The 13,427-nt window shown below is 44.8% G+C and carries 7 protein-coding genes; all 7 read right to left on the bottom strand.

What is annotated here, in order from left to right; translation table 11 throughout:
* Positions 1 to 12 precede the first annotated feature (12 nt).
* The 7 genes from C7475_RS25535 to trpS all read right to left on the bottom strand — a co-directional run bounded on the left by C7475_RS25535 (position 13) and on the right by trpS (position 13,360).
* Positions 13 to 3,246 carry a SusC/RagA family TonB-linked outer membrane protein gene (locus C7475_RS25535; RefSeq protein ID WP_110056250.1) on the bottom strand — a complete coding sequence of 1,078 codons (3,234 nt, stop codon included), beginning with the start codon at positions 3,244 to 3,246 and terminating at the stop codon, positions 13 to 15.
* Positions 3,247 to 3,500: 254 nt separating this feature from the next.
* Entirely contained in the window at positions 3,501 to 4,937 is a 1,437-nt protein-coding gene (locus C7475_RS25530; protein ID WP_110056249.1) for a SusD/RagB family nutrient-binding outer membrane lipoprotein, read from the bottom strand.
* A gap of 30 nt (positions 4,938 to 4,967) precedes the next feature.
* Positions 4,968 to 8,162 carry a SusC/RagA family TonB-linked outer membrane protein gene (locus C7475_RS25525; RefSeq protein ID WP_110056248.1) on the bottom strand — a complete coding sequence of 1,065 codons (3,195 nt, stop codon included), beginning with the start codon at positions 8,160 to 8,162 and terminating at the stop codon, positions 4,968 to 4,970.
* A gap of 460 nt (positions 8,163 to 8,622) precedes the next feature.
* On the bottom strand, positions 8,623 to 10,638 hold the full coding sequence (locus C7475_RS25520; RefSeq protein ID WP_110056247.1) for a helix-hairpin-helix domain-containing protein: 2,016 nt from the start codon (positions 10,636 to 10,638) through the stop codon (positions 8,623 to 8,625).
* A complete protein-coding gene (locus C7475_RS25515; protein WP_146217650.1) occupies positions 10,614 to 11,432 on the bottom strand; it encodes a hypothetical protein in 819 nt (272 codons plus the stop codon). Before C7475_RS25515 ends, C7475_RS25520 begins: the two co-directional genes overlap by 25 nt.
* A 150-nt stretch (positions 11,433 to 11,582) precedes the next feature.
* A complete protein-coding gene (locus C7475_RS25510) occupies positions 11,583 to 12,248 on the bottom strand; it encodes a deoxynucleoside kinase (RefSeq protein WP_233259961.1) in 666 nt (221 codons plus the stop codon).
* A 107-nt stretch (positions 12,249 to 12,355) separates the two neighbouring features.
* Positions 12,356 to 13,360, bottom strand: coding sequence for a tryptophan--tRNA ligase (gene trpS, locus C7475_RS25505; RefSeq protein WP_110056244.1), 1,005 nt, complete (start codon positions 13,358 to 13,360; stop codon positions 12,356 to 12,358).
* Positions 13,361 to 13,427 lie beyond the last annotated feature (67 nt).

Genomic DNA, 13,427 nt, shown 5'->3' with positions numbered 1-13,427 from the left:
TCGTTTTAAGGGTTAGAATTTAAACTTGAAGTTCAGGCCAAAGCTGGCTGTACCAGGCATATTGAAATAGTCAATACCCTGTGCATTTGTGGCTCCGGTTAAACTGGTTTCCGGATCTATCCCCTTATACGGTGTCCATATTATGATGTTACGGGCGAATAAGTTAACGTTGATCCCCTTAAAGAACCTGGAGTTTTTAAACTTATCAGCCGGGAAATCGTAAGACAAGGTTACTTCACGCAGTTTCACAAATGAAGCATTATCGATAAATGTTTCTGTCTGTGCGCCAAAGCCACCACCATTTCCAAGATACCAGTTCTCATCCAGCGGTACGGAAGTGGTATTCACCGCACCAGGACCAGGTTTTTCAGCCCCACCGTCGTTATGTACGATCTGACCGGACTCGTTCAGATGTCCCATTACACCTTCAAACACCTGTTCCCGTCCTCTGTCCAGTGTATAGTAAGAAGTACCTATTGCTAACAGAGACGCACGTGTACCATTCCACAGGTCGCCCTTATGTTTCCAGTCTACCAGGGTATACAGTGAGAATCCTTTGTAGCTGAAGGTATTTCCGATACCCATCAGGAATACAGGATTAGGGTTACCTACTCTTTTCTGAATAGGTGATACGACAGGATAACCGAAGTCGCCGGTAGCATCGCTGATAATTACACGGTTCTGGTCATCCCTTGCCCAGCCATAGGCGTAAATAACACCCGCAGGTTCCCCCGGCAGATGTGCTACCAGTGTACCTGTAAAACCGTTCACAGTTACCTGGTTGATGCCAGGCGCCAGTGACAATACTTTACTGCGGTTCATGCTGTAGTTCACAAACACGTCCCAGGTAAAGGCTTTGTCAACGATCGGCTTGCCGCTTAAGGCTATTTCGAGACCATTATTCCTGATAGACGCAGCATTGCGGTTTACATACTGGAACCCGGCAGATCCTGCGATAGGCAATTCAACCAACAAATCAGTTCCCTTTGAATGGTACGCAGTTGCATCTATACCTAAACGATTGCGGAAGAATTGTAACTGCAGGCCGACTTCGTAGGAAGTTGTCTTTTCAGGTTTTAATGTAGGATTACCCAAAATATTGTCCAGGCTGAAACTTCCCTTTCCTCCATATGGGAAGGAAACACCTGTGGTGTAACCATCCGGATAAGTAGTAGGTTCTGCGAAAGACTTAGTCAGGAAGGCACCCGGGTCTTTACCCACCTGGGCAACTGATAACCTGAGTTTACCAAAGCTGAGTACATCGCTTTTCAGTCCATCCAGTTCTGTGAATACAAAACCGAGGCTTGCAGATGGATAAAAGAATGCGTTATTATCCGGTGGCAAAGTAGATGACCAGTCATTACGCCCTGTGATTTCCAGGAATAACATTGATCTGAAATCAAGGTTGATATCAAAGTAACCTGATATCCTTCTGTAAGGCGTAATATAGTTGTATGATTTCTGTACTGTCGCATTACTGATGTTGTCGTATCCTGTAGAGGTCAGACCATCACCTTGTACATACAGTTCATCCATTCTGCGGGAATACAGGTTGTTACCTACCTTCACATCCAGACGGAAATCTTTTGAGATCTGTTTTGCATAAGTAATGATCGCGTCTGAGTTCACGCTTTTATAGGTATATCTGTCATCAAAAATACGACCACCATTATAAGCACCTGACTGGATTTCATAGAACTGATGACGATTATCGCCATACACGTCCGTACCGATACGGTATGTCAGCGTGAAGTTTTTGATGAAATCCCAGTCAACCTGCAAACTTCCTATCAAACGTTGTACAGCAGTTGTGTAAGGAGTATTGTTGATAGTCCAGTATGGATTATCGTATATACCATTCCGGTAAGAACGCTGTAAGCCGTTGGAGAAGAGATAAGCACGCGGATCATCAGGTTCCAGTCCTCCGTTGGAGTTATCAAAGGAGATAGGTGTTCTTGTCAATCCTAGCATGATACCTGAGAGGTTACTACCATTCTGCGGCATGCTACCGTTAGAAACATTGAAATTGATGTTTGCTGACGCCCTTACCTTTTCAGATACTTTCAACTGGCCGGCTAACCCGATGGCAGTACGTTGCTTATACTGCAATGGCACAATAGAGCTTTGATAGTTGTGAGAGACAGACATACGATAAGTAGCCACTTCCGTACCACCGGTGAATGACAGGCTATTATTATAAGTTACGCCTGTATTCCAGAAATCGTTGGTATTGTCATAAGGTATAAACTTGATATTGGCGTTAGGGTCGGAAGCGCCAACTACATCCCCATGGAAATCATATTCATTAGGAGTGCCTGTCCAGAACAGCGTGTCAATATTAGGGCCCCAGGAATAACGGTTGGTAGACTCGAATGGCGCGAGTAAACCTCCTGAACCTTTTGCAAACTGTTTCTGGATCTTAGGTAACCTGTTCACTACATCAAAGGAAACACCGGTGCTGAAATCGACAGAGATCTTACCTGCTTTACCTTTTTTAGTATTGATGATAATTGCTCCATTTGCGGCATCAATACCGTAGAGCGCTGCGGCAGCAGGGCCTTTCAGTACGGTAATGCTTTCAATATCATCGGGGTTGATATCGGAACCACGGTTTGTATTGGTAGCACCTTGCAGCACCTGGTTATCACCATCGGCGGGGTCGCCGGAATAGTTCTGTGAATTATCTACAGGAATACCATCTATTACAAACAAGGGCTGATTTGACCCGGTCAGAGAGTTTGTACCCCTGAGTTTGATAAAAGTAGATGATCCCGGAGTACCGCCGGAACCTGTTACCTGCATACCGGCCACTTTACCGGCCAGGCCCCTGAGTGCATCACCCTGGCTGGCTTTTACCAGGTCATCTCCCTTTACGTCCTGTACAGCATATCCTAACGCCTTTTTAGAACGTTGGATACCTAACCCTGTAACTACGACTTCCTGCAAGTTCCTGTTATCCTGCGCAAGTGAGACACTGTAGTTGCTTGCTGTGCCGACGGGTATTTCCTTAAGCGTAAACCCAACGCTTCTTACCTGCAGAATGGCATCGTTGCCATCCACCATCAGTCTGAAATTACCGCTCTGATCGGCCGTAGTACCCCTGGAGGTACCTTTTATCTGAACAGTGGCATAGGGTATAGGAACACCATCTGTTCCCGTCACCTTGCCTGTAACCTCACGCTGTTGTGCGTAAAGCGCTGTTGTTAAACCAATAAAAATTAAAAGACATAGTAAATGTTTTAGCATAACGGTTCGGATTTTATTTTATACACCGGAGAGGTGCGTGAATAAAACATGGTCCTGGAGAAATAACCCGTATGTCGGTTTTAGATTCTGGCGTTAATTAAAATCCAATCTTTCCATTTCTGTTGATTGATTTACAAGGGGTTCTACTCTATAACAAATATGATAAGGTAGGGTTCAATACACAAATAAAAAAGACCCTCCCCAAACAATTGAGGAGGGCCTTGTTAATCAATTCTAAATCTTATGCAGTGGGATTATTTGTCCCAGAATATTTTAGTAGTCACCCTATCACCATCTCCACCTAAAGATAAAGAACCTTTATCATAGTTCTCTTTATTCAGGTTCTGTTCATTTACAGGATAAGTAAAGCGTACAGGCCATGCACTTATTGCGCCAGGACCAGGTACAAATACCGGGTAATCCAGTCTTCTTGCTTCTACCCATGCATCGAAACCACGGTTATAGAAGGCGATCCATTTCTGCAGACCGATCTTCTGTTTGTAAGTACCGGTAGCTGTTGCGTAAGCTACAGTAGGCTGAGCCAGGTAAGCTGTTACTTCAGCAGGAGTACCACCCCAGGAAATGATAGAGTTTGCAATCGCATTGTTATAGTGCGTAGCTGCATCACCAGCCAGTAAAGTTCTTTCGATGGCTTCTGCACGGAGGAACTCTATTTCAGTGTAGTCAATGAACACACCCGGCAGATCTTTTTTCTCCAGTTTATCGCCCGGATGTGAGTAATTCACGTAGGAACCTTTAGTGCCATACTTTAATCCCACAAACTGTCCGCCAACTTTAGTGAAGAACTGACCTATTCTCGGGTCATTCAATGCTTTCAGCTGATCGAGCATTACAGTGGTAGCGTTAAAGTCATGACGGCCGCTCTGTACCAGATCTTCCCACAGCGGGTTTGTATTAGGAGGAACGGTAGAGTATGGGAATACTGCAATTTCACCCTGTGTATCGAATGCTTTAGGTTCAGCTTCGGTAACAGCTGTAGCCGCCTTTTCCGGAGCAGCGTCAATCAGGATCATACCTAATCTGAATTTCAGGGAGTTGCCAAATTTGATCCAGTTACTGATCTCGTTATCCTTGAACAGCATGTTAGCCGCACCGAAACCTTCGTCACTTGCATCGAAAGATGCCAATGCAGCATCCAGACGGGTGAGCAGGTCATTGTAGATAGCCTGACCATCTTCATATACCGGGAATGGATTATCGATGTCCATTGACTTGCTGTATGGAACATTACCGAAAGTATTCACCGCTACTGATGTTGCATAGATTGACATGATCTCAATCTGCGCCAGGCGGTTCTTTTTAGTAGCAGCACTGATAACCGCGTCTTTTTCTACTACACCTTTCGCCTCTTTCAGGTCTTTCAGCACATCTGTATAAATGGCTGACCAAAACAGATCCGGAATACTCCTTTTGATCAGGTTGTAGTTTGATTCATCCAGATACGTATTTTCTGTCCAGTGCTGAACGATCAACCTGTAAATGTTCAGGTTTACGTTCGTACTTGTCAACAGATCGGCCAGTTCTTTCGTTGCACTGGAATATAATGCAGAAGCAGCTACTACTTCCGGTTTCTTTATATCATTGTTAAGTGTAGTCAGATCTTTTGTACAGGATACTGTAGAAACCATACCTGCTATAGAGAGTGACGTATATAAGAGTATCTTTTTCATTTTACTTTTTTTGATTTTAATTCACCTGTACTAGAACCTGAATCTCACGTTAGCACCAAAAGTTCGTGTAGAAGGATAGCTACCGCCGATATAACCCTGGAAGTTACCGGAGCTGATAGCGTCATCTGGATCTGCATAAGGCAGATTTTTGTGAATGATCCAAAGGTTCCTGCCGATCAGGGAGAAGTCGATACCTTTGAAAGGCGCCATACGTTTTGTTATAGAAGCAGGCAGGGAATAGCTCAGTGATACTTCACGCAGTTTCACATAGCTTGCATCGTATACGAATGCTTTATCCGGATTAACGGAATAACCATATGTCTGGAATTCGTTCGCGATCCTGGTAGTGTTAGGCTTACCATCTGCATTCACACCTGGCATGATGATACCACCGGATGTTTTAGGATCATCGGTCAGTGGAGCTCTTGATTCATTACCCAGGTCGTTCTTACCAGCTGTTTCAGGCAGCAAACCAGTAGCCAGACCATAGTACATATCCAGAGAGAAGAGATCACCACCCTGACGTACGTCAACCAGGAAGCTCAAGGATACATCTTTATATTTAAGGGTGTTGGTGATACCGCCGATCCAGTCTGGGTTTGCGTTACCAATGATGTTGTTGGATGTTGGAGAGATCTTGTAATATCCATCTTCCATCAGCTTTTCACCTTTCTCATTGTATACATAATCTGTACCGATGATAGTACCGTAAGGCTGACCCACAGAAGCATTAACAGTAATGTTACCAGGGAAGCTAGCCAGCTGCAGGGTAGTGATACCAGGTAAGGACACCACTTTGTTACGGTTACGGGACCAGTTAAGGTTGATGTTCCAGGAGAAATCTTTAGTTCTTACAGGTGTACCGAACAGAGACAACTCTATACCGTGGTTCTGGATATTACCAGCGTTGATCACTTTGTAATCAAAACCAGTAGCAGTAGATACCGGCAGTGGAACGATCTGGTCTACAGTGTTCAATCTGTAATAAGTTGCATCAAAACCGAGGCGGTTCTGCAGGAAAGCCATTTCAAGACCTGCTTCAAAGCTCTTTGTACGCTCTGATTTCAGATCAGGATTATATTTTGTACCATCCACAGATGCCAGCGGATTTCCGTCGATACCTGTAGCAACCTCGTAATAGTTTTTGGTGTATAAAGGAGGAGCAGTGTTACCTACTTCAGCATAGTTGATCCTTGCTTTACCACTGCTTAACCATGTAGCCTGTGGCATCAGTTTCGAGAATACGAAGCCTAATGAAGCTGCTGGATAGTAGTAACTGTTATTGTTGTCTGGCAAGGTCGAAGACTGGTCCCTTCTCATAGAGAGATCAAGGAATAAGTATTCTTTATAACCGAAGTTAGCAGAAGCAAAGATACCGTCTACTTCTTCGATGGTAGCGATTTCCACTGGTGCTTCGATCGGGTTTGCAGTGTTCAGCAGTGCATACAAACGAGGGATCAGCAGCCCACCGTTCGTTTTAGAAAGAATGGAGCTGTTCCTTGTTCTTCTGACGTTTCCACCGAGGATACCTTTGAAGGTCAGGCTCTCAGAAATATTCTTATTGAAATTCAGTAACAGGTCGTAGTTATACTCGCTGAAAGTATGCTCGAATCTTTTGTACTCAGAAACATCCAGTGAACCTACAGCTGTTCTTTCTTCCTGCATTTCATTGTAAGTATCCAGAGACACACGACCTAATACGTTAAACCAGTCGGTCACGTTGTAGTTCAGCGCGATGTTACCGAAGTTACGGGTACGTTTGTCGTTCTCGAAGTTCTCATATCTTGTCCAGTATGGGTTATCCCAATATGCCGGGTCAAGGCTGCCAGGATATTGCTGGTTCCAGGTGATGTTCTTTTTCTCTTTCTGGTAAGCAGCTTCCTGATCTTTTACGTCAACGTTCGTTTCCCACCACTGCCTGAAGTTAGTCATCAGGTTTCTGGAATCGTAACCAGTACCATAACGGCCCTGGCCTTTGATGAGGGATGTATTTACGGATGCACTTGCAGTCAGTTTGGAAGACAGGTTGTAAGATGCACCAAAGTTGATGAGGTCTTTACCGATGCGGCTGTTAGGCATGATACCCTGGTCAACGCTTTTGGTATATCCCAGTTTAAAGTTGCCTTTGTCGCTGCTACCATCGATCACCGCACTATTGTTGGTACCAACTGCGGTTCTGAAGAAATGGGTAGCATCATTAGCTGGTGCTACATAAGGTCTTTTTTTACCGAAGTTCGGAGAACCTTCATAGAAAGCGTCCCAATGATAAACCATCAGGTTCGGATCGTATTTAGGACCATAAGAAGCATCATCTACAGTATTCACAACCTTATCCAGATTGCCGTCACCATCGATATCTTCTTCAGTCCAGTAGTCGCCATAACCTGCGCCATAATCCTGCTGGTATTTCACGAAAGTGCTTTTATCTACTTTACCGATGTTAACGCCACTGTTCACCGTAACGTTCACACCGCGGTTACCTTTTTTAGTAGTGATCATCACAACACCGTTGGATGCACGGGAACCGTACAACGCAGCAGCAGCAGCACCTTTCAGTACGCTCACAGAAGCGATATCATCAGGGTTGATATCCGCAGCAGCGTTACCGTAGTCGTAACCGGAACGGCCGGTACGCTGGTCTTTACTGTTTGTGTTTGAGTTATCCACCGGTACACCATCTACTACGAACAAAGCCTGGTTATTACCAGTCAGTGATTTCGTACCACGCAGCACGATATTGGTAGAACCGCCGAGTGTATTGTTCTTACGAATTTCCAGACCGGATACTTTACCGGACAGGGAAGTCGTAACGTTCGCGTCTCTTGTCCTGTTCAGCTCTTCAGCGTTCACTATCTGAGCGGAATAAGGCAGTTCATTTTTATTTCTTTTTACGTTCAATGCTGTAACCACAACCTCCTGAAGATTCTGATCATCTGCTTTTAATGATACAGCGATGGTTGCGTTAGATCCTACAGCAATATCCTGCGCTTCATAACCCACACTTCTAACAATCAATACTGCATTGTTGCTATTTACGTTCAGTTTGAAATTTCCATTCTGATCTGATGTGGTTCCTGTGTTTGTCCCTTTGAGTTGGATTGTTGCGAAAGGTATAGGTAACCCATCGGCGCCGGTGACTTTACCGGTAACCTGACGTTGTTGAGCATACGTCAGCGTTACGCTCACCATAAGCACGGTGAAAAAGAGTAAGGCTCTTTTCTTCATAAACGATTTAGATTTAATTGACAATAAAAAATACTTAGTCCCGAGGCCTGTAATCAATTGGCATAGACCATCTTATACAAGCCCCTAACTTGCAAAAACCACTTTATATTTACTAATAACTCTGTTGTTGAAATAACCATCCGGGGAGAAGGCGGCAAGAACCTGGATGGTTGTTTGTGGTACGGAATTGAACTCATCCTTCTTACCAACGGAAATAGGATACCGCTGAGAACAGGTTGACATTGTTGTTTTACTAGCAGTAAGACAGGAAAAAGAGATTCCGACCTCTTTCATATTACGATTTAGATTTTGGTTGAGACCCACAATTTAGAGATTTTTTTTCCTCTCATCCAAGAAAAATTTAACCTTTTTTTAAGAGAGAAAAAAAATAGCATATATACTAGATTATTTGGCAGCAAGATATAAGGCAAAACTTAACATTGGTTTTGTAACCAGATTCCTAGAACAAGTATTGCATCTGGCACTGTACCATTCCGGAACGATTTCCTTCTACTTCATCCCAACCACTACCGGTGCTCTCCACCTGCCCATAAACCGTTTGCTGATAACGTACCCAGAGTATCACTCCCTTCTTAAATTTCCAACGTATACGGCATTGATACTGATGCCCTTCGCCAGACAAGCGGGAAACAGCGTACTCGTACAACATACCTGAAGTGAGTGTATACATGCTGTTCTCACCCTCTCCGGCAACAAACATGGTATAACGCATATATAATTGTAGGGGCCAGCGGGTACACTGATAATTCACTTCCTGGAATAACAGAAACCCCTGTTGTTCCTTTCCTTCCTGTTTACGCCGGGTCACCTCTACCCTGTTCTTTATCGCGATGTTCTTTTTCATCTGTATTCCTGACTGCAGCCGCCAGCTTTGATACGCCACCTGTACAGGTGGAGGGAGAAGGGATATATTCTCTTTTCCATTCGTTTGTTTTATCGTGTAGTTATATCTGAAAAAGACCTCTGTCCGTTTGTCCGGTGTATAGGTGAGTGCAGCCAGCAGGTCCCTACCTCCCCCCGGTGCGGAGGAACGATATTGCAACCAGGGGAAACGGAACTGGTCCGCATAAGCGTTTATTTTCAGCCGGTTGTTCACTTTCAGGCTGATACCCGTATAGACGCCGTTTTCATTAACGGGCCTGTAAAACTCTCCCCAGGCATCTGCATAAAAAGATTGGTAGGCTTTGTTGTAATTGCGATAGAGCAACACCAGATCCACATTCGCTGTTGCACTGACCAGTACTCCACTTATCAAAGCTGTTTTTCCGTTGCCGCTCACTGCTCCCTCTCCGAAGAAATGCATGCCTTTCCAGGTGACTTCAAAATCAGTGCTGGCCGCTGTCAGCGTACTGCCTTCAAATGCGAAACGTTGATAGGGGACATCCCCTTTTTCTATGGGGGCGGATAATGTATGATGGATCACATTTATGCCTACTTTCCAATCACGGTCTGCTATAGAGATATTCCCGCCTGCCGTCATTTGCCCCAGTGTATGCCGTTTAGCCAGTTCTGTTAATGACCTATGGTAACCGCTGCCGTTAGTTATACTGCCATCCAGCCGGCGTGAGGATAGAAAGGCTGTGCCTTCCCATTTTCCATAAGACATAGTGATACCTGCTCCGCGATAGAAATTAGTTTCTCCTGCTGATGCATATGGCTTCAATAATTCTCCTTCCCGTTTTACCTGCATTACGGCGGCTCCTTTTCCAAAGGCCAGGGATTGCCAGTTTAACAATCCTTGCCCCATATTGATTGTAAAGTCGCCAAGCGCCAATGCCCTGATCCTTTTATATTTTTTCACAAAAAGGTGTGCACTGTAAAAGTCAAAGCCCTGTGGATTGGAACGGCCGAAAAACGACTCCCCTGCATCTTTTTCCATTACCAGTCCCCAACTCATGTAACGCGGAAAATTATACCTGTAACGCAGTAACAATCTATCAGGGCTTCCCAGGTATTGTGCGGCGGTACTATCCGTATGCAGATATCCCCTGCTGGTTTGCAGCTGCCTGCCATACCGGAAGAACAGGGAGTGCTCCCCTTTTTTCATATAGTCTTTCAGTGTGTACACCGGTTCCAGATCATTACCTGCCCGGACATAAGGCAGTATGCTGCTGATCAGCTGTTCGTCCCAACCAGGTATGGCTTGCAGCTCATAAATACTGACAAGCTGTCCCATTTGTTGCCTGTATAATAATAGCTGATGGATCTGTGCAGCGGATAAAAGTCCCAATGATCGCAAGACTGCTGCGTCAGCCCTGTTCAGGTCAATTTTACGACGCGTATATCCCTGCAACTGTTGCCAGTGACCATCATCTTCAGGTATGTTTTCTGCATGCGCTGCAACGCCTTCCAAACGGCTTTCTTCAATAGCATTCAGTCCGGGTTCTGTCTGCCTCGCACCGGCTGATTGACAAACGAGCAGCAGGCATATCAATGCTGCTGTTTTAGTTGCCATACGATTGCAGTTGCAGGTGTAATACCTAATTGTGGATGATAGCTGGAAGAAAGCAGGATGTATAACTGACGTAATGTGATGCCAATGGCCGCGTTACTAAGCTGCGGATCGGTACATATACCCAGTTGTAAGGACAACTGTTTAATGATCCGGTACTCGCACATAATCTTGGTAGCTGTTGATGTACCTGTTTCCTGCGTAACGGCAGCGCTTAGCAGAAAGGTGGGCGTTACTTCATACCCGAGGCCTGCCCTGTAAATGGAAGGTACCTTTTCATTATCGAGGCGTTGTAGTTCGCTGCCGGCCGGATTAAATGCCTGCATCCCTATATGCAGCTGTGGCGTAAGATGCATCAGGCAACTCAACTCAAAAACAAGAGCATGGGCGCTTGTATACTGCGGAATGATCCTGGACAGATAATTTACCTGCATGCCTATACTGAAACGATCGCCGAGTGTTCTGCCATATGCAAGTCCTATTGTTTGCCGGCGATAATCAGTATAACCGGATTGCTGTAAATGCAATCCAAAACCGCCATGCCTGACAGGCAATGCCACGGCGAGGGTATGCGTACTGATCTCCTTTAACATAAAGCGCCGCTCAGTTCCTGCGCCTGCAGTCACTACGGGCACGTACGACAGTGCCGCCTGGTTTTGCAGGGCTGTTAATAACTGTTGGAAATTCCGGCTGTATGTGCCGGCAAAAGGCTGCTTGTCTACTGCGAGCCAAACAAGTTGCGCACAAATAGCTGCTGTGCACATTGTGCAAACAATGGTTGCAATGATCTTTTTCATCTGCTTTAAAATGGTTGGATTAGCTGGTTTTTCAAATGGCATGTTAAGCCGGTACAGGTCAACATGTTAACAAACAAAAAGTCTCCTTACGTGTGTAAGGAGACAATATTAGAATTAAATCTTTATTTAAAAAAAACTATATCATAATGATCAGAACAGACCATATAACTGTGAGTCTATTTTCGATATGATCTCACCGAGATCTTCTTCACTTTCCGGGAACTTGTTCTTGTCGATATCTATGATCAGGAGCGGGCCTTCGGAATATTTTTCTATCCAGTTATTATAATATTCGTTCAGTCTTTTCAGGTAATCGAGGCGGATATTTTCTTCATATTCTCTTCCTCTTTTCTGGATCTGTGCTACCAGTGTTGGTACAGATGCACGCAGGTAGATGAGCAGGTCCGGAGGTTTCACCATAGACTTCAGTGTTTCGAAGAAGTTGAAGTAGTTATCAAAATCACGTTTGGTCATCAGTCCCATTTCGTACAGATTGGGTGCGAAGATGTGTGCATCTTCGTAGATGGTACGGTCCTGGATCACGATCTCATTTCCGTTCTGTATGTCGAGTAACTGTTTTAAACGGCCGTGCAGGAAGTATACCTGCAGGTTGAATGACCAGCGTGGCATATCTTCATAAAAATCATTGAGGTAAGGATTGTGCTCAACGTCTTCGAACTGGGGCGCCCATTTATAATGTTTTGACAGCAGCTCAGTAAGTGTGGTTTTGCCGGCGCCAATGTTCCCGGCTATAGCTATATGTTTGATCTTGCTTTGTTTTGCCATGATAATATCAGGGGTCACTAATCGTTGCATTGCAGCCGGTAATGGCAGCAAGTTATTAGTTGACAACCTAAAATTTACAAATTATTTGATTATCAATTGAAAAAACTTGCTACCCTATACGGCAATATAAGTAATGACTAGTAATAATTAATTCCTATGAGTTTCCTCGCTTGTTGCAAAGTTTGTGCCGCACTTTCCCTGGCTTTTTCCGCACCCTCTTTCATGATACGGTTCAGGTAGGCGGGGTCATTCTGCAACGCGAGTGCCTTTTCCCTGATAGGCGCAATGAAGTTCACCATATCATCTCCCAGCTGCTTTTTCATATCTCCGTAACGGATAGTCTGATTATCGTAAGTATCGCGGAAATGCTTGATCACTTCCGGAGTACTTACCTGTTCCATCAAGAGAAAAAGATTAGTGATGGCTTCAGACATTGGAGTTCCTGGTTCAACAGGGCCGCTATCGGTTTTAGCCTTGGCCAGTTTTTTACGGATCAGGTCATCTGTATCAGCCAGATACAAGGTTGCCATCTGGTTTTCGCTCTTACTCATTTTTCCACCGCCATCCAGGCTAGGTATTTTTACCAGGTCATCTCCGAAATTGAATGCCACAGGGTCTGGGAACAGTTCGCCATAACGCTCGTTGAAACGCTGTGCGAAATTGCGGGCCATTTCAAGGTGCTGCTCCTGGTCTTTACCTACCGGCACTTTTACAGCACGGTGGATCAGGATATCGGCACTCATGAGCACCGGATAAGTTAGCAAACCTGCATTCACATTTTCAGGTTGCAAGCGTACTTTATCTTTAAAGGTGGGCACCCTTTCAAGTTCCCCCTTGTAAGCCATCATATTGAGTAGAAGATACAATTCCGCGATCTCCGGAACATCGCTTTGCGCATACAAAGCTACCTTTTCAGGGTCCAGACCGGACGCAATATTTTCTGCCAGTACGCGGAACACGTTGCCGCGCAGGTCTTTAGGATCAGGATGGGTGGTGAGGGAATGCCAGTCAGCTACAAAGAAATAACAGTTAAATGTTTCCTGCATCCTGATGTAGTTGCGGATAGCGCCAAAATAATTGCCTAAGTGTAAATACCCGGTAGAGCGGATCCCGCTTACCACTATTTCTTTTGATGTAGCCATAATGGGGTGCAAAATAAGGAATTTGCCCATTATGGACTATCGACTATTTAAGGTAACTTTAACGCGG

It is taken from the genome of Chitinophaga sp. S165 (assembly GCF_003182155.1).
In the GTDB taxonomy this organism is placed as follows: domain Bacteria; phylum Bacteroidota; class Bacteroidia; order Chitinophagales; family Chitinophagaceae; genus Chitinophaga.
This window is presented reverse-complemented; position numbering and strand designations above follow the sequence as displayed.